This is a genomic window from Hydrogenivirga sp. 128-5-R1-1 (assembly GCF_000171895.1).
The window spans coordinates 25,681-43,555 of record NZ_ABHJ01000007.1 but is presented as its reverse complement, the minus strand read 5'-3'; the positions used below and the strand labels follow the sequence as shown (position 1 = coordinate 43,555).

At 48.1% G+C, this 17,875-nt stretch carries 19 protein-coding genes; 11 read left to right on the top strand and 8 right to left on the bottom strand.

What is annotated here, in order from left to right:
• Positions 1-21: 21 nt before the first annotated feature.
• A complete protein-coding gene (locus tag HG1285_RS09510; protein WP_008287442.1) occupies positions 22-768 on the top strand; it encodes a carbon-nitrogen hydrolase family protein in 747 nt (248 codons plus the stop codon).
• Positions 769-779: 11 nt separating this feature from the next.
• Complete coding sequence (locus HG1285_RS09515) at positions 780-1,910, top strand: aspartate aminotransferase family protein (protein ID WP_008287441.1); 1,131 nt, start codon at positions 780-782, stop codon at positions 1,908-1,910.
• Here HG1285_RS09515 and HG1285_RS18790 read toward each other — a convergent pair.
• Genes HG1285_RS18790 through HG1285_RS09540 form a run of 6 tightly spaced genes read right to left on the bottom strand, consistent with a single transcriptional unit; the run spans position 1,900 to position 6,700 of the window.
• Positions 1,900-2,766, bottom strand: a complete 867-nt coding sequence (locus HG1285_RS18790; protein WP_157560582.1) for a GGDEF domain-containing protein — start codon at positions 2,764-2,766, stop codon at positions 1,900-1,902. The two genes, HG1285_RS09515 and HG1285_RS18790, sit on opposite strands and share 11 nt — an antisense overlap.
• Positions 2,763-4,094 (bottom strand): aminomethyl-transferring glycine dehydrogenase subunit GcvPA, encoded by a 1,332-nt coding sequence (gene gcvPA / locus HG1285_RS09520; RefSeq protein ID WP_008287439.1) that lies wholly within the window; start codon positions 4,092-4,094, stop codon positions 2,763-2,765. The genes HG1285_RS18790 and gcvPA overlap by 4 nt, the downstream gene beginning before the upstream one ends.
• On the bottom strand, positions 4,094-4,609 hold the full coding sequence (gene gcvH / locus HG1285_RS09525) for a glycine cleavage system protein GcvH (RefSeq protein WP_008287438.1): 516 nt from the start codon (positions 4,607-4,609) through the stop codon (positions 4,094-4,096). The genes gcvPA and gcvH overlap by 1 nt, the downstream gene beginning before the upstream one ends.
• Positions 4,610-4,633: 24 nt before the next feature.
• On the bottom strand, positions 4,634-5,596 hold the full coding sequence (locus HG1285_RS09530; protein ID WP_008287437.1) for an SAM-dependent methyltransferase: 963 nt from the start codon (positions 5,594-5,596) through the stop codon (positions 4,634-4,636).
• Complete coding sequence (locus HG1285_RS09535; protein WP_008287436.1) at positions 5,593-6,252, bottom strand: ABC transporter ATP-binding protein; 660 nt, start codon at positions 6,250-6,252, stop codon at positions 5,593-5,595. Before HG1285_RS09535 ends, HG1285_RS09530 begins: the two co-directional genes overlap by 4 nt.
• Positions 6,200-6,700 (bottom strand): N-acetyltransferase, encoded by a 501-nt coding sequence (locus tag HG1285_RS09540; RefSeq protein ID WP_008287435.1) that lies wholly within the window; start codon positions 6,698-6,700, stop codon positions 6,200-6,202. The genes HG1285_RS09535 and HG1285_RS09540 overlap by 53 nt, the downstream gene beginning before the upstream one ends.
• 37 nt (positions 6,701-6,737) lie before the next feature.
• On the opposite strand from HG1285_RS09540, the gene HG1285_RS09545 reads away from it, so the two are divergent.
• The 3 genes from HG1285_RS09545 to HG1285_RS09555 are packed head-to-tail and all read left to right on the top strand — an operon-like array spanning position 6,738 to position 9,394.
• Positions 6,738-7,067, top strand: a complete 330-nt coding sequence (locus HG1285_RS09545) for a hypothetical protein (protein ID WP_157560580.1) — start codon at positions 6,738-6,740, stop codon at positions 7,065-7,067.
• A gap of 45 nt (positions 7,068-7,112) precedes the next feature.
• The gene (locus HG1285_RS09550; RefSeq protein WP_008287433.1) at positions 7,113-8,288 is read left to right on the top strand and encodes a TolC family protein; all 1,176 of its coding nucleotides are present in this window, start codon (positions 7,113-7,115) and stop codon (positions 8,286-8,288) included.
• On the top strand, positions 8,285-9,394 hold the full coding sequence (locus HG1285_RS09555; protein WP_008287432.1) for an efflux RND transporter periplasmic adaptor subunit: 1,110 nt from the start codon (positions 8,285-8,287) through the stop codon (positions 9,392-9,394). The genes HG1285_RS09550 and HG1285_RS09555 overlap by 4 nt, the downstream gene beginning before the upstream one ends.
• Here HG1285_RS09555 and HG1285_RS19465 read toward each other — a convergent pair.
• Positions 9,388-9,525 carry a hypothetical protein gene (locus tag HG1285_RS19465; protein ID WP_008287431.1) on the bottom strand — a complete coding sequence of 46 codons (138 nt, stop codon included), beginning with the start codon at positions 9,523-9,525 and terminating at the stop codon, positions 9,388-9,390. The two genes, HG1285_RS09555 and HG1285_RS19465, sit on opposite strands and share 7 nt — an antisense overlap.
• Positions 9,515-9,703, bottom strand: coding sequence for a hypothetical protein (locus HG1285_RS19460; protein WP_157560578.1), 189 nt, complete (start codon positions 9,701-9,703; stop codon positions 9,515-9,517). The genes HG1285_RS19465 and HG1285_RS19460 overlap by 11 nt, the downstream gene beginning before the upstream one ends.
• Positions 9,704-9,728: 25 nt before the next feature.
• On the opposite strand from HG1285_RS19460, the gene HG1285_RS09560 reads away from it, so the two are divergent.
• Genes HG1285_RS09560 through ispG form a run of 6 tightly spaced genes read left to right on the top strand, consistent with a single transcriptional unit; the run spans position 9,729 to position 17,856 of the window.
• Entirely contained in the window at positions 9,729-12,788 is a 3,060-nt protein-coding gene (locus HG1285_RS09560) for a CusA/CzcA family heavy metal efflux RND transporter (protein WP_008287430.1), read from the top strand.
• 37 nt (positions 12,789-12,825) lie between these two features.
• Complete coding sequence (locus tag HG1285_RS18785; protein WP_050777674.1) at positions 12,826-14,505, top strand: AAA family ATPase; 1,680 nt, start codon at positions 12,826-12,828, stop codon at positions 14,503-14,505.
• Positions 14,451-15,782, top strand: coding sequence for a hypothetical protein (locus HG1285_RS09565; RefSeq protein ID WP_008287428.1), 1,332 nt, complete (start codon positions 14,451-14,453; stop codon positions 15,780-15,782). The genes HG1285_RS18785 and HG1285_RS09565 overlap by 55 nt, the downstream gene beginning before the upstream one ends.
• Complete coding sequence (locus HG1285_RS09570; RefSeq protein ID WP_232219475.1) at positions 15,718-16,440, top strand: hypothetical protein; 723 nt, start codon at positions 15,718-15,720, stop codon at positions 16,438-16,440. The genes HG1285_RS09565 and HG1285_RS09570 overlap by 65 nt, the downstream gene beginning before the upstream one ends.
• Positions 16,441-16,475: 35 nt before the next feature.
• Positions 16,476-16,775 (top strand): GYD domain-containing protein, encoded by a 300-nt coding sequence (locus HG1285_RS09575; RefSeq protein ID WP_008287425.1) that lies wholly within the window; start codon positions 16,476-16,478, stop codon positions 16,773-16,775.
• 25 nt (positions 16,776-16,800) lie between these two features.
• Entirely contained in the window at positions 16,801-17,856 is a 1,056-nt protein-coding gene (gene ispG / locus HG1285_RS09580) for a flavodoxin-dependent (E)-4-hydroxy-3-methylbut-2-enyl-diphosphate synthase (protein ID WP_008287424.1), read from the top strand.
• Positions 17,857-17,875: the final 19 nt, after the last annotated feature.

Here is a 17,875-nt window from a genome sequence, read left to right as displayed (position 1 = left end):
CACCTGTCATAGAATATTTTGATGAGGTTCAACTTAGCGACAATACAGCTTTCGCTTACTGACCACGTTGAGCTGAATTACAACAAGCTCGCCCGATTTCTTGATGAGCTTGAGGAGGGTTCTCTCGTTCTACTACCCGAGATGTTCTTCTGCGGTTTTGACTACGACAGGCTTGAAGAGTTCGCACTGCTCAGTGAGTACATAATAGAGAAACTCAAACTCACCTCAAGGCAGAAGAACCTCCTGATATGCGGGACAGTCCCCGAACACACGGAGGAGGGCATAAAGAACACCGCCTTCTTGATAGAGGACGGAAAGGTCATAGGCAGGAGGAGCAAGGTGAAGCTTTTCTACCCCTTTGAGGAGGACAGATACTTCGTGCCGGGAGAGGAAAACCCTGTCTTTAAAACAAAATTCGGAAGGGTAGGCATCCTCATTTGTTTTGAGCTCAGGTTCACAGACATGGTTCTTGACCTAAAGAAGAAGGGCATAGACATATTGCTCGTTCCCGCTCAATGGGGTTATGCGAGGAGGGAGCACCTGAGGGTTTTGTCCCAAGCGAGGGCGATAGAGCTTCAGAGCTACGTGGTTGTCTCGGACACATGGGGAGAGTTCAAGGGAACGAAGTTCGCAGGACAGAGCGGTATATATTCCCCCTGGGGAGAGGTTCTTGAGTTCTCAGAGACGGGAGACATATATCTTGAAGCCGAGGCAGACCTTTCCTACGTTGAGGAGGTGAGGAGTGCCATACCCGTGGACATAAAGTAAGATATTGAGCTATGTATCTGATAGAGAACTACACAAGACTACCCGTGAGCTTCGTAAGGGGTGAAGGTGTTTACCTTTACGACGAGTCCGGCAAGGAGTACCTTGACTTCCTCTCGGGTATAGCTGTCTGCTCTCTGGGACACTCCCACCCTAAGCTCTCTCGAGCCATCTGCGATCAGGTAAACAAACTTATACACGTGTCCAACTTATTTATTAACCCTTGGCAGGAGGAGTTAGCCGGTGAGCTGATGAAAGAGTTCTGGACTGAGGGGAAGGTCTTCTTCTGTAACTCCGGGGCGGAGGCGAACGAGGCAGGCATAAAGCTGGTCAGGAAGTTCTTCAGGGATAGGGGAGAGAACAGATACAGACTCATCACCTTCAGGAAGGGTTTTCACGGAAGGACTTACGGGAGTTTGTCCGCAACAGCACAGGGGAACCTGCACAAAGGATTTGAGCCTATGCTTGAGGGCTTTGATTATGCGGAACTGAACGATATAAACTCGGTCAAAGGTCTGATCAGCAAGGAAACCGCAGGTGTGATGCTTGAGGTCATTCAGGGAGAGGGAGGGGTGAACGAGTGCGATCCGGAATTTTTGAGGGAGGTTCAGGAGCTATGCAGGGGAGAGGGTCTCCTTCTCATAGTGGACGAGGTGCAGACGGGGATAGGCAGGACGGGAATGTTCTACGGATACCAGCACTACGGGATAGAGCCGGACATAATAACCCTCGCCAAGGGATTGGGTGGTGGTGTTCCCATAGGGGCTGTGATCGCAAGGGAGGAGGTGGCAGAGCATCTCACACCGGGGAGCCACGGGTCAACCTTCGGAGGGAACGCCTTAGCCTGCAGGTCTGGGCTGGTGGTGGTTGAAGAGGTCAAGAGACTCCTCCCTCATATTCAAGAGGTCGGTGAGTATTTCAAAGGCAGGCTGGAAGACCTAAAGGTGGGAATGGTAAAGGGTAAGGGGTTGATGCTGGGATTGGACATCGGAAGAGAGTGTAAAGAGATAGTTCTGAAGGCGTTAGAGAGAGGATTGGTTATAAACTGCACCGGTGGTAGCGTCCTCAGATTCCTGCCACCTTTGATAGTGGGAAAAGAACACATAGACGAGGCTATAGAAATATTGAGAGAGGTTATTCAATAACCTCCACCCTGTCCTTGCCCTTCCTCTTTGCCTGGTACATAGCCTTGTCCGCAAGCTCTATGGTTTTTAAAAGAGAACCCCTGTAAGGGGCTATACCGATGCTCACGGAAACCCTAACCTCAGGGTGCTCTTTGAACTTTATAGAGCGGACGTGATCCCTTATCCTATTGGCTATCTCCACAGCCTCCCTCTCATCAACCCTGTGGAGAACTACCACTATCTCCTCACCACCATACCTTATAACGTTGTCATAGGTTCTAACAGAGCTGAGAATCGCCTCCGCCACTTTTTTAAGCACCTTATCCCCGAAGACATGCCCATAGGTGTCGTTGATCTTCTTGAAATCGTCAATGTCTATGAAGAGAACAAATAGGTCTTTAGCCTTCTGACGACTCAGCTTCTGGTTCAGGTAGTCAAGGACACGCCTGTTCTCAAGCCCGGTGAGTGGGTCTATCAGTGCAAACCTTGGGAGGCCCTTGAGTATGTCGGTGCCGGTTATTATCCCTACGAGGATACCCTCTTTGTTGACCACCGGCAGGTGTTCTATTCCCTTCTCCTCAAATATCCTTATTGCTTCTATGACGGGCGCGTCTTCTCTTATGGTTATGAGCTCCATCTTCTCAAGGAGTTCTATCAGCTCACTCACGGGGCTGTCTAACTTGCTATGGTATATGGCTGAGATTATGTCCTTGTGGGTGATTATGTTTACGGGCTTGCGGGAGAAGTTGTCCACCACTATCACACTGCCTATGTGGTGGTTCTCCATTATGTCTATCGCCTCACGAACCTTGGTCTCGGGACTGCAGATTATCGGGTTGCAGACCATCAATTCTTTAACCAACGGCGAGGAGGTCAATTCAAAACTCCCTTGAGAGAATCAACGAGGTCGTCCATCTCCTTCTTGGTTCTCTTTTCAGTAACCGCTATCAGGAGTGTGTCCTTGAGATCGGGGTAAAAACGTGATACCGGAACACCTAACATGTAACCTCTATTCAATATATCCCTGTAGAGCTTCTCTGCACCCTCTACCTTTAGGGGAAACTCCCAGAGGTGACTGCCCTTGAATACCTCTTCAAAACCCAGCTTGAGGAGTTCTCCTTTAAGGTATAGAGCCTTTGATAGGCTCTGTCTTGCCACCTCTTTGAGACCTTCCTTACCCAGCAGGGGGACGTATATGAGGTTGGCGAGGGCTATCAGGTTCTGGTTGGTGCAGATGTTGGAGGTCGCCCGCTCTCTCCTTATGTGCTGTTCTCTGGTCTGGAGGACGAGGGTGAACGCCCTCTTCCCTTCTATGTCCTCCGCAAGACCCACGAGTCTGCCGGGCATCTTTCTCACATACCTCTCCCGGGTGGCGAAGAATCCTGCGTAGGGTCCTCCGAAGTTCATGGGTACTCCCAGCTGTTGTCCCTCTCCCACCACTATGTCCGCTCCGAAGTCTCCGGGGGGTTTGAGAAGGGAGAGGGCTATGGGGTCTGCCACCACTATGAAGGGCACTTCATACCTCTGGGCAAGTTCTCCCAGCTCCTTTAGAGGTTCTATGTATCCGAAGAAGTTGGGATACTGTACGGCGAAGGCGTGAGCCGAGCCGTCCTTCAAACTATCTTCCAGAAGGTCTAAGTCCGTGGTTCCCTCCTGCGTGTAGCTGACCTCCCTTATCTCGTCTCCGTAGCCCTGAAGGTAGGTCTTGACTACCTGCCTGTAGAAAGGGTTTATTCCTGCGGACAGAACGACACGGGTTCCTTTACCCTTTATAGCCCGTGCCATCAGAACCGCTTCCGCGAGGGCTGAGGCTCCGTCGTACATGGAGGCGTTGGCAACCTCCATGCCTGTGAGATCAGCGATTATGGTCTGGTATTCAAAAAGCGCCTGAAGGGTTCCCTGAGAGGCTTCCGCTTGGTAGGGAGTGTAGGCGGTTAAGAACTCACCTCTCTCCAGCAGAAACCATATAGCTGAGGGGATTATCCTGTCGTAGCTTCCCGCTCCAGCAAAGCAGACGAGGTTTTTATTTCTACCGGCAAGGTCTTTGAAGTAGCTTCTGAGTTCCTCCTCGGACTTGGGGTCGGGCAGGTCTTGGGGTGGGCTTAGGAGTGATGTGTCTATGTGGGAGAAGAGGTCTTCAAGGGTTTTTAGCCCGAGACGGGAAAGTATCTCCTTGGTCTCCTCCTCCGAGTGGGGTATGTACATTACCTTTCCTCTTCGTAGCCGAGTTCCTCCTCGGGGAGGCTGTCAAGGGACTCTTCAAGACCTTCAACGGGTATCTCTTCGGTGGCTTCTTCTCCCTGCTCCTCCTTTATTATCTCCCTGAGGAGCTCCGCGTAGTCCTCAGCGGGCATGAGGTCTTCCACCTCCGTGGGGTCTTTCATCTCAAGTATGGCTATCCAGCCCGCATCGTAAGGGTCTTCGTTAACTATAGACGGGTCATCCATGAGGTCTTCGTTCGCTTCAATCACAGTGCCCGTTATTGGGCTGTATATGGGCGCCACGTTCTTTACGGACTCTATGTTGGCGAGGGTCTCTCCTGCTTCAACCTCCTGCTCCTTGTCGGGCAGGTCAACGTAAACTATGTCTCCCAGCATCTTCTGGGCGTAGTCGGTTATGCCCACCTGTGCCTTGCCGTTCTTTATGAAAGCCCACTCGTGGTCTTTGGTGTAGTACCTGTCTCCCTTTACGAGGTATCCACCCACAACTATGTCGTCCATCTTCTCTCCTCCAAAGTATTTATTTTATAAGCCCTTGCTCTGAAATAAAACCTTGAACCTATCTCCCATGCTTATAAGCATGGTCTTTAGTCTTGAGAGCCTCTCTATGTTCTCGGGTGTCTCTTCAAAGCTGAGGAGTTCTAACTGGGATACGAAATGGGGTATGCTTGCCAAGAAGTTACGCTGGGAGTCGTAAAGTATGGTCTCAAGTCCGAAGTCCTTTCCGTACTCCATCAGTGCGGAGAAGTTAACCTGTGCACTTATGTCCATATCCTCCTTCTGGTATATATCGCCCTCAAGGGTGTGCTTTTTATATCCCACCACGGTGCCCTCGGGAAACTTCTGGATCTCCTGAGAGACGTAGCCGTAGTCTATGGCAAGGTGGTAACCCTTTAAAAGGGCGTTGGCAACTCTCTCAAGCATATCTATGCAGTCAAGACAGACCTCTACCCTCTGGTTCAAGTCCTCGTAGCCCATGCGCTTTAGGAACTCCTTTACCCTCCCGTTCTCAAGGCTGAGCCACACCTCCTCGCCCTCATCGTTTATGTAAAGTTCCTTTCCCTCCTTTACCACGTGGACGGGTAGGGCATCGTAGAACTCGTTGGAGAGGACGACTCCCTCCATCTGGGGCAGGTCTTCCACCCAAGAGACATTATCAAATTCCGAGAGTATCTTCTTCTGGGTCTCAATGAGCGGTGGACTCATCTCGTATATGAGGTAGTTGAGGCGCTGGTAAAGGTCTGGGTCTTTCTCTTTGTAGTAGCTTAGAATGTCTTTCGCCAGAAGTCCTCTGCCCGCACCAAGCTCTAAGATGGTGGGAGATTCAAACTCCCGTAGGCGGTGGTATAGGAAGTCCGCTATCGCCTCACCGAAGGTTCTGTCCAGCTCTGGGGCGGTGAAGAAGTCTCCCTGAGAGGAGAATTTCTCCTTGGGAGAGGTGTAATACTCCTTAACTTTCTCTTCCATAAAGTCTCTGAAGCTCTTCATGTAAGCCTCCCGTCTTTCATGTGGAGTATCCTCTGAGATCTCTCTGCCAAGTAGTCCTCGTGGGTTACCATCACTATTGTAGTTCCCTCGGCGTTGAGCCTCTGGAATATCTCCATGACCACCTCCGTGTTCTTGGAATCAAGGTTGCCCGTGGGTTCGTCCGCAAGTATGAGGAGTGGATCGTTGGCAAGGGCACGGGCTATGGCTACCCTCTGCTGTTCGCCTCCCGAGAGCTGGTGGGGTTTTCTGTTCTCCTTGCCAGCAAGTCCCACGCCACGCAAGAGCTCGTATGATCTATCCTTGGCTTCACTCTTATTGAGACCAGCCTTGACCATGGGAACCATCACGTTCTCAAGGGCGGTGAACTCGGGAAGGAGGTAGTGAAACTGGAACACGAATCCCAGCTTTCTATTCCTTATACTTGAGATCCTCTCCTCGTCGGTGAAGACCACCTCCTCACCCTCAAAGAAGACCTTGCCCTCGGTGGGGCTGTCTATGAGACCTAAGATGTATAAGAGGGAGCTCTTGCCAGAGCCAGAGGCACCCACCACGCTCACGAACTCACCTTTGAAGATATCAAGGGATATGTCCTTCAGTATCTCTTCACCCTCTATGGACTTTGAGACCTTCTTCAAGGAGACGAGGGGTGTTACCATCAAGCTCAAGTATAACCGCTATCTCGTCGCAGTTGGGGAACTTGACGCAGTTTATACAGTCGCTCCAGACCTTGTGGGGAAGAACGCTCTTATCAACGACCTTAAAGCCGAACCTCTCAAAGTAATCCTTGGCGTAGGTTAGGGAAAAGACCCTTGAGATGCCGAGTTCCTTAGCCTCCTTGAGGCAGGCGGATATTAGAGCCTGTCCTATTCCCTCTCCCTTCCTATCCTTTTTAACCGCAAAGCTCCTTACCTCCGCAAGGTCTTCCCAGACTATCTGGAGGGCACAGCAACCGAGTATCTCACCTTCCTCTTCATAGACCCAGAAGTCCCTTATGTGTTCGTATATGGAGTTCAGACTTCTGGGTAGGAGTATTCCCTCCTCCGCATAATCCCTTATAAGGGAGTGTATAAAGGGTGCGTCCTTGAGCCTTGCTTTTCTGATCATGGCGTTTTAATATATTTCAACTAATATGCGTAGCAAGTTGCTTCCCTTACTCTTGGCTCTGAGCGTGCTCCTGACCTTTTCCTCTAAAGGGTTTGCTCAGGACGTTCTCTGCGTTCACTTCCACGAGAAGGTAGTCCACGTAGAGAGCGAGGGCGACGACCTGCCCATGGCTAAGGACGAGCTACACGTAAAGCTGGTCTCGGATCTGACGGGTAAGTTCTTCAAGATCTCTTTAGACTCTGTGCCGAGCCTTGAGGAGAGGCTTCTACCTATCGTTACAACTCAAAGAAGTTACACAGAAATTACCTCCCACCGCCGACAGGCGGTCTTTTTAAACCCTATAAAGACGGTTCGTCTCCTTATCTGATCCGACCTCCCTCTGTTTGATGAGAGAAAAATCGGAGGTGAAAGTATGTTCATTCTGCTACTGCTTTTTGCGAGCTTGAGCTTTGGAATAGGGATAGAGGAAGCGATAAGGACAGCCCTTGAGAAGAGTCCGCAGATAAAGGCACTTGAGGAGGAGGTCAAGGTCTTTGAGGGAATGGAGAGGTCTGCCACAGCCTTCCCGAACCCTGAGACCCGTTTGGAAAGCGGTTTCGTGACCAACGATAAGGACGGCAAGCCCAGGGGCAGGGCGTTTTACCTCCTTGAGTTCAACCAGCCTTTGCCTCTGTGGGGCGTGCGTGGAAAGAGCAGAGATATGGTGCTAAAGGAGAAGGAAGCCTTTGAGAGTGCGGTGGAGTCCCGCAAGCGGGAGATACTGGGTGAGGTTTACAGGAGCTTTTACAGGTCGCTCACCTTCAAGGAGCTGGCGAGGATATGGAAGGAGAACTACGAGACCGCCAAGGAGGTGGAGGCGTTCGTCAAAAAGGCTTACGATCTGGGTGAGGTGACACCTCTTGAGCTGATGAGGGCTCAGAGGGAGAAAGACCTCGCAGAGGTGCGCTACAAGGTTGCCCTTGCCCGTTACAAGGCGAGCCTCAAGGAACTCTCCAGACTGGTGGGCGTTCAGATAGATGAGGTTGAGGGAGACCTGAGGGACTCCTCCCAGACTTGGGAGCTGGACGTGGAAAACCTGCCTGCGGTGGTCTCGGTTAAGAAGAGGATAGAGAGCATTGAGAGACAGATAGATCTTGAGAGGGCGTTGGCAAAGCCTCGTGTGAGTGCGGGTTTTGTGGTTGAGGATGCGGACGGAGAGTATTACGGGCTGAGAGGTGCTCTTACCCTTGAGGTGCCTGTTTTTTACAGAAGGCAGGGTGAGATACTCCAGAACATAGCCCTGAAGAAGGCGCTCAAGAAGAGACTGGAAGGAGAGCTTTTGAGGGTAAAGAGCAGGCTTGAATCGGTGAGCATACGCCTTGAGACTTTGAAGGAAGAGTTTGAGAGACTTGAGAAAGATGTGATCCCGAGGGCACAGGAGGAGCTTGCCCTTGCTATAAAGAGCTACAGGCTCAGGACAATAACCCTCCTTGAGCTTTCGGACGTGAGGAGGAGGTATTACGAGCTCTTAGTTAGCAGAGCCGAGCTTCTTTTGAGCATGCATGAGACCTATTCGGAGTTCATAGAGATAGGAGGTTGGAAGAGATGAGGAAGTTAGCTCTCTTGCTTGCCTTGGCAGGCTTCGTATATGCGGGAGAAGGTCATAAACACGAGGAGGAGGGTCACGGACACGAGGAAGGACACAAGGAAGAGATACACATGACCCAAGACCACATGAGAGAACTGGGCATAAAGCTTTACACGGTCAAAAAAGAACCCTCCGGAAAGGCTTTGAAGATACCTGCGGAGGTGGTGGAAAACCCTCTGCTCAACTACTCCATCTACAGTCCTGTTGAGGGCATCGTGAGAAAGCTCTACGTGAAGGAAGGAGACTACGTGAAGGGTGGAACTCCTCTGGCTGAGGTCTATTCTCCCGATCTGGCGAACCTGATAGGCGAAGTCCAGATGGCTAAGGTGAGAATGGAGAGCGCCAAGAAGGTCTTTGAGAGGGACAAGGAGCTTTACTCCCAGAAAGTCATTCAGTACACACGCTTCTACAACTCCATGGTGGAGTACGAGAGAGCGAAGGGCGAGTATGAGGCTCTCCTTGGAAAGCTCAAAAGCTACGGAGAGGTGAAGGGATACAACTTGCTCATAAGGTCTCCCGGGAGCGGTTACATAGTCTCTCAGCGTGTAGCCCTCGGAGACAGCGTGGGTCTTGACAGCCTGCTCTTTAAGGTTCACTCCCACGATGTCCTCTGGGTTTACGGCTGGGCTGAGGAGGGATCCGCAAGGGAGATAAAGCACGGAGTTAGAGGTAGTGTCATCACCGCCGAAGGCGGTCTTCCATGCTCAATAGATTACGTAGGTCATGAGGTTGATAGAAAGACCCGAAGGGTGAAGGTCAGGTGCGTGGCAAAGAACAGGGATCACATACTCAAACCGGGAATGTTCGTGAGCCTGCACGTGAGGACTAAGGGCAAGCCGGCGATACTCGTTCCCAAGAGTGCGGTTCAGGAGATAGAGGAGGAGAAGGTGGTCTTCGTGAGAACAGACGATGGCTTTGAGCCGAGAGAGATAAAGGTCTTGAGAGAGCTGGATGGATACTACGTGGTCTTGGAAGGTTTAAAGGAAGGCGAGAAGGTAGCGGTCAGCGGAACGGTGTTTCTGAAAACCAAGCTAACGGGAGTTGAAGAGGGCGGACATGCTCACTGATTGGAAGGCTTGGTTTCCTTCTTATCAAGGTAGTAGGCAACTGCACCGAGTATCAGGTAGGCAACGAAGAGGATTACTCCACCCGACAGCACCATCCAGACGAGGAAATCCCAGCTTTCTCTACTCTCCATATAGATATAGTATAGAGCCGATAACCACGAACGCCACTCCCAAGAAGAAAAGATACATAAGCGTATTCCTCGGAATGCTGGAGGATATGCTCAGTATAAGAGAACCCACCATAACACCAACGCCGAGATTACGAAAGGTCTCCCCAAAGAATTTGCTCAGCTTCTTTAGCTTTTTCACACTTTCATTTTATCGGAGGTAAGAGATGTTCAGGGCGATACTGAAGTTTAGAATCTTAGTTTTGATAGCCCTCGTGGGCACCATAATATACGGAGCCTACAGCTTTAAGAAGCTCCAGATAGACGCATTCCCAGACCCGACACCCGTTCAGGTGAACATATACACCGAAGCTCCCGGACTCTCCGCTGAGGAGGTAGAGACCCTTATAACCATACCCGTTGAGTCGGTGATGAACGGGCTCAAGGACGTCATACTCGTGCGTAGCGTCTCTCTGCCGGCTCTCTCTTACGTCTCCGTCTATTTCAAGGACGGGACGGACATCTACTTCGCCAGAAGGCTGGTTATGGAAAAGCTCCCCGACGCGAGGGAGAGGGTTCCTGAGGGCTTTAACCCCGTCATGGGTCCCAACGCCACGGGTCTTGGAAATGCTCTTCTTTATGTGATACACGATGAGAAGGGCAGATATACCAACGCGGAGCTAAAGTCCATATTCCAGCAGTGGGTCGCCCGTCCCCTGATAATGAGCGTGGGCGGTGTGGAGGAGATAGTCCAGTTCGGTCCCGAGCTTGCCTATGTGATAGTCCCCGACCCGGACAAGTTCTTAGCTTACGGAATAACCCTTGAAGAACTCTTAGAAGCCCTTGAGAGGAACAACCTGCTTGTGGGAGGTGGCTTTTTCCAGTCTGCGGAGGGAGACCTCGTAGTCAGAGGCTTGGGAAGGGTGTATTCGGAGGAAGACCTGCTGAGAATCCCCATAAAGGTGGACGAGGAGAAGGGTGTAAGCGTATATCTCAGAGACGTGGCGAGGGTGGTAAAGGGTGAGGTGCCCAACAGAAGAGGCGCTTTCACCATGAACGGGAAAGAGGTTCAAGGAAACATAGTGGTAAAGAGGATATACGAGAACACCAAAGAGGTGGTGGACAAGGTAAAGAACAAACTAAAAGAGATACAGAAAATACTCCCCGAGGGTGTGAAGATAGAACACCTTTACGACCAAGCTTACCTGACCGAGAAGGCGGTATCCACCATACAGAAGGCACTCTTCAGCGGTATGCTCCTGGTCGCCTTCGTGACCGCCTTTTTGATGGGCAACTTCAGAGCGTCGCTGATAGTCATATCTTCCCTGCCCCTCACACTCCTTATAGCCTTCATAGTTATGAAAGAAACGGGCATGAGCGGGAACCTCATGACCTTGGGAGGTCTCGCCATAGGTATAGGGATGTTCGTGGACTCCTCGGTGGTCATAGTGGAGAACATCTACAGACACCTGACGGAGAAGAAGGACGGACTCAAGTTCTCAGTAGTTCTGGACTCGGTCAAGGAGGTCTGGAGACCCGTTCTCTTTGCAGTTCTCATAATCGTGATAGTCTTCTCCCCCATATTCGTCTTTGAGTCTATAGAAGGCAAATACTTCAAACCTCTCGCATTGACGCTGATAATAGCGCTTTTGGGTTCGCTTCTGATAGCCTTCACCTTCATACCGGTTCTGAGCTACTACTTCCTCAGCCCCGGCAAAGAGACCTACAGCAAGCTAATGAGCAAGATACACGCCGTTTACGACAGGGTTCTTGATGCCACCTTCAAGGTCAGGATTCCCCTCTTCCTGGGTGTTTTCGTCTCCTTTATACTCAGTCTCTTTCTGCTCACACGCATAGGAACGGAGTTCGCCCCCGAGCTGGAGGAGGGTGCGGTGATAGTTAAGGCTTTCATGGATCCCAACGTCTCTCTGGAAGAAGGCAAGAGGGTCGCCATGGCGATGGAAAAGGAGGCTCTCAAGTTCCCCGAGGTCATAAGGACTTACTCCACCATAGGAAGGGCGGAGAAAGGCGAAGCTGCGGACGTTAACTACATAGAGACCTGGATAATCCTAAAGCCCCAGAGCGAGTGGGAGAGCTTCAAGACCAGAGAGGAGTTCAACAGCATACTTAGAGAGCGCCTTGAGTGGCTGCCGGCTTCCATCGGCTTCACCCAGCCTATAAAGATGAGGATAGACGAGCTTCTCTCTGGTGTCAGGGCGGACATAGCCATAAAGATATTCGGTCAAGACCCCGAGCTTCTTAACCAGCTGGCGGATCAGGTCAAGGAGATAGCCGAGGGCGTTCCCGGAGCGGTGGACGTCCAGAAGGAGATACAGGCGGGAAGGCTTCAGCTGAGGGTCTATCCTAAGTGGGAAACCTTGGAGAGATACGGGATAACCGTTGAAGAAGTTCTCAATGTCATTAAATACGCCCTCGGCGGAGCCGAGATGGGCGTCCTACAACAAGATACATTTCTATTCCCCATAGTTATGACCCTGCCCGATGAATTCAGAGGAGAGATAAGCAGGCTGCGGAGTATTCCCCTATTTGAAAGGGACGGCAAACTACTGACCTTCGGTGATGTGGCGGAGATAAAGGTGGAACCCGGACTCTTTGTGATAAGGCGGGAGAACAACATAAGGTTTGCCCTTGTGATGCTGAACGTGGAGGGAAGGGATATAGGCGGTTTTGTGGAGGAGCTAAGGAGCAAGGTGGATAGCGAGGTCAAGATGCCCAAGGGCTACTTCATAACCTACGGAGGTCAGTTTGAGAACCAGCAAAGGGCTATGAAGAGGCTCTCGGTGGCGGTTCCCGTGTCCATATTCCTTATATTCATAATGCTATATCTTAACTTCAACTCCATAAGGGACGCCCTCGTGGTTATGCTGAACGTTCCCTTTGCGGTGATAGGCGGAATTATCGCCCTCTACATCTCGGGTTTTAACCTCTCCGTGCCTTCAGCCATAGGCTTCATAGCTATATTTGGTATAGCTACTCTAAACGGCGTGGTGCTGGTGACCTACATAAGACAGCTCCTTGAAGAGGGACTTGACATAAGGGAAGCGGTTAAAAGGGCTTCAATCCTCAGGATAAGACCCATTCTAATAACCGCCATAACCACCTTCATGGGACTAATACCTCTGCTGGTGATAAGCGACATAGGTTCCGAAGTCCAGAAACCCCTCGCCACCGTCGTCATAGGCGGAATCTTCACCTCAACCCTGCTGACTTTGATAATCCTGCCTGCGGTTTACGAGAGTGTGTACAGGAGGTTTAGGAGTGGGTGAACTTTGAATTTCATTCACTCAGTATTAAACTGGAACTATGGCTAACTATTGGCATATGCAATTACACCCTGGAGATGAAGGTAGTTCATACACTCCAGAGAAAATAAAAGCTATTTTAAATGCACACAAAGTTATAGGATTTGATATATGGGATGAGCCTTTGAAAGGTTCTGAACTTGAAGACTTTATAGATAAGCCTTTTACAGAATGGAAAGATGAGGATGTAGCACAAGCAATAGAATTGGCTAAATCTGCTGGTTCTGAAGGCACTTTTGGCATCATAAAAGACTTTAGAGATAGGATGCGGATGGGAGATATAGTGCTTATTAGAAAAGGCAGAATACCAATAGCTTTAGTTAAGGTTATAAGTGATTACTTTTTCAATAGCTTTAAAGACGAAGATGGTGAACCTTGGTTTAGACATCGTAGAAGAGTAGAAGTGTTGAGTTATTTTGATGAGGACAAAGAAAAACTTGGCTTATCATTTAATAGCGTTAGGATAGGTGGGCAGACTAAAACTTTACAAATATTAGTAAATCCTGGAGCCATTAAAGGCATAATAGAGGAGTGGTTAAGAAAGATGGAGTTACGTAACCTTAAAAAGAAAATTAGGGAGGCCTTAGAGCACCAAAAGCAGATAATCCTATATGGTCCCCCTGGAACAGGGAAAACGTTTACGGCAAAACAGGTAACAAAAGATCTAATCCTTAATGGAACAAATGTTAGAAGCATTATAGATAAACACTGGGACAATTTTGTTGATTACCTACATGGGAAAACCCTAACAACCAAACAAGGAGAATACTTTAGCTGTGAGAAAACAAGAGAAAACAGCATAAAGGCTGTTAATAAAAGTATAAATGTCACTAAAGATAGCTTTACCGATTTTATAAGCAAATGTTGGCCTGATATTGAGAATTACAGTCTCCAAAGAGGTGAATCATATCATTGGAGTGTTGCTTTGAAGTTTAGGGAATGCTATTTAAATCAATATATAAAACTCATCCAATTCCATCCATCCTACACGTACGAAGACTTTGTAAGAGGCATACAGGTGGAAATACAAAATGGCATTCCTGTATATCGGACAGTTAATAGGATTTTTGCTGAAATGTGTGAAAGAGCTTTAAATGAGCCCAACAAGAATTTTGTTCTAATAATAGACGAAATAAACAGAGCTAACCTGCCTGCAGTTTTAGGAGAACTTATATATGCTCTTGAGTACAGAGGTGAACCTGTAGAAACTCCTTATGAAGTTAATGGTAGTAGAACCCTGATAGTACCAGATAATCTATACATAATAGGGACAATGAACACGGCTGATAGAAGCATAGGACATATAGATTATGCACTAAGGAGACGTTTTTACTTTTTGCCTGTAATAGCTAATAAAGATGAGATAGAAAACCCAAAAGCAAGAGAGCTATACCAAAATACAATAGAGAAAATATTCACTGAAGAAAATATGTCGCCTGAATTCAGAGACAAAGTTGAGGACGTGAAAATTGGACACACTTACTTTCTCGGAACCAACAACGAAATAGCCCATAAATTAGTTTATCAGGTTATACCACTACTGATAGAGTACATACAGGATGGTATCTTGAAAGATGAAGAAGTTGTTAAAAATGTAATGGATGAGTATTTTAAGGGAGTAGCAAATTGGAGGCAGTTGACAACAGAAGCAGTAATGAACAAACTACAGTTTCAAACATAGAAGAGTTACTGAGTGAATTACAAGATTTTAGAGAGCATGAATATATTCTAATTTCTCAGAAACTTTTCAATGAATTATTAGACAAATATAATATAAGCTTGCAAGAACCTGCATCAGACAATATTAGTGAGATAAAAAATTTGGGTCTATATGTAAAGTTGGGAAATGATGGATATAAACTTTGCACTTACTACTTCATAGGCGCGTGGTGGCTTGAAAAAAGAAAAACATATATAAAAGTTGCTCCAAAAGAACGTGAAGGTAAGTTTGCAGATCCTATAGCTATGTTAAACGAGATTGTGCAGGATACAGAAATAGCTAACCACAAAGAATTCAAAAACCTATTTTACATCGATACAGAAAGCCCATCTATAGAACTTGAGTGGGAAGACGACACATTCATGTTATTTCTTGTCATACACTACTTGAACTTATTAGCAAAGTTAGTTAAAAAGGGTCTCAAAAAGGGATTCGTATTTGTTGAACAAGATCTAAACGGACGTGTCAAAGGAAAGATAAACATAAAGAAAACATATCAAAGACATATGTCAAAAGGAATACATACAAAAACCACTTGTAGATTCCAAATATTGACTCATGACTTTTTAGATAATCAAATACTCAAAGCTGCCCTTATTCAAGCAATTAAGTTTGTCAGACTGATGAAATTTGAAATCAGCGGATTGAACGAAATTATGAATTATCTAAGCTATTTGTTTGAGAGCGTTTCTTTAAAAAGGGTTTTAGATACAGATTTTTCAAAAGTTAGACACTCTCCATTTTTCCCAGAGTATAAGGAGGCATTAGAGCTTGCAAGGATGATATTAAAAAATCTTGGGAATGATCCATTTAGCAATGTGTCTAAATACACAACTATTCAGCCTTATATAATAAACATGCCTAAACTATTCGAACTATATGTATGGTTAAAACTAAAAGGGAAATTCAGTAGAGGTAAAGTTATTTATCAATACAACGCTAATGGAGACATACCAGATTTCATAGTTGAGGGTAAAAATTTGATAGTTGACGCCAAATATAAATACATAGATGAAAGTAAACCCAGCACCGAAGATATAGGTCAGTTATCAAGATATGGGCGTAATAAGGAAGTCAGGAAACTTGCTCTAGGCAAGCATATAAAAAATAGGGAGCCAAGGCTTGTTATAGCCTATCCAACATTTGATTGCTTCAATACAAAATGTTTAAAAGTTGAAGGCTACAATAAAATTTACAAAGTGGCTGTTCCCATACCTTATCACGATGAGGATAGATAAGCACATGGCTGAAGAAAAAGACAGACGTGAAGAACACGAAGAAGAAGAGTTCGGAGAGCTTATAAAGTACACCTTTGCGGGTTTTGCGGGTGGGCTGGGGCTGGGATGGTTTCTGGATAAGCTGGGCTTTCAGCAGAACCCTATCGGTGAGTGGTTGGTTAGAACCCTTGCGGGTGAGGGAGAGAGCATACTTGAGGGATTTTTTGCTGTAAAGAAACGGCTTTCGGGAGCCACATCTTCCCTCGCACAGGCTTACGGCTGGGGGAAGCTCATAGGCATGACCGTTCCTTGGTGGATAGACCTCTTTAGCAGACTCTTGGGAGTGAACGTCTATGGCTGGGAGGGCTTTTACATACCCTACTTCTACGCCATGAGCGACCAGCTGGGTGCTAATGTCTCTGGTTTTGTTTACATGTATAGGCAGGAAAAGAGCTTTGGCAGGGCGGTGAAGAGGTACCTAAAAAATCCCGTCATGCTCACCAGCCTGTTGGTTATACTCATAGTTCCCTTAGGTCTGCTCATCGCAAGGTTGTTGGGTTTTTCTCCGACCACGAACTTCTTTGTAGCCCTTGAGACAATAGCCGCTAACCTCTGCTGGCTACCGCCTTTGGTGGGTATGTGGGTAGAAAAGAAGAGACATAGGAGAACTTCAGATTGAGAAAGTTATAATAAAAAGTAAAGGAGGTGGAGGACATGCCTGTATTTGTGATGTTAACAACTTTAACCGATGAAGGAGCCAAGACCCTCAAGAACAAGCCTGCCAGGATCAAGGAGGTTGACAGGGAGGTAATGGACAAGTTCGGCGTGAAGATAATCGCCCAGTATGCGGTCATGGGTCCCTACGACTTCGTGAACATACTTGAAGCGCTGGACAACGACACCATAGTTAAGATGGCGATAGAGCTGAACTCCAGAGGAACGATAAGAACCCTCACTATGCCCGCCATAGAGATAGACAGGCTCATAAAAGACCTGGAGGAGCTTTCCAAATAAGAGGCTGAGTATTATCTTATCCTCTATGGTTGAGAGGAGAAAAACCCGCCAGATAAGTGTGGGTGATGTCAAGATAGGCGGAGACGCCCCTGTCGTAGTCCAATCCATGACTTCCACAAAAACCCACGAGATTGAGGAAACCCTTGGGCAGATAGATAGGCTCTACAGGGCTGGATGCGAGATAGTGAGGGTCGCAGTCCCCCATCAAGAGGACGTGGAAGCCCTGGAGGAGATAGTCAGCAAGAGCCCCGTGCCCATAATAGCGGACATACATTTCGCTCCCTCTTACGCCTTTCTCTCTATGGAAAAGGGAGTCCAGGGCATAAGGATAAACCCCGGGAACATAGGTAAGGAGGAGATAGTAAGAGAGATAGTGGAGGAGGCAAGAGAAAGAGGAGTCGCCATAAGGATAGGTGTGAACTCAGGTTCTCTTGAAAAAGACCTCCTTGAGAAGTACGGCTATCCCTGTGCAGAAGCCCTCGCCGAGAGCGCCCTCAGGTGGTCGGAGAAGTTTGAGAGGTGGGGCTTCACCAACTACAAGGTGTCAATAAAGGGTTCGGACGTCCTTGAGAACGTGAAGGCTAACATGCTCTTTGCTGAGAGAACAGACGTACCACTTCACATAGGGATAACGGAAGCAGGTATGGGAACGAAGGGGATAATAAAGTCCTCAGTTGGGGTTGGGATACTCCTCCACATGGGTATAGGGGACACAGTCAGGATATCCCTAACAGACGACCCTGTGGTTGAGGTTGAAACCGCCTACGAAATTCTCAAGTCCTTAGGATTGAGAAAGAGAGGTGTTGATATAGTCGCCTGTCCAACCTGCGGGAGGATTGAGGTTGACCTTCCCAAGGTGGTAAGAGAGGTTGAGGAAAAGCTCAGTAGCATAGATAAGCCCCTGAAGGTCGCCATAATGGGCTGTGTGGTGAATGCGATAGGCGAAGCGAGGGAGGCGGACATAGGGCTCGCCTGCGGAAGGGGTTTTGCCTGGGTGTTCAAGAACGGAAAGCCGATAAAGAAGGTAAGTGAAGAAGAGATGGCAGAAGAACTCCTGCGGGAGATAGAGAGGTTGGGTTAAATTAAGGAAAGGGGTTAAA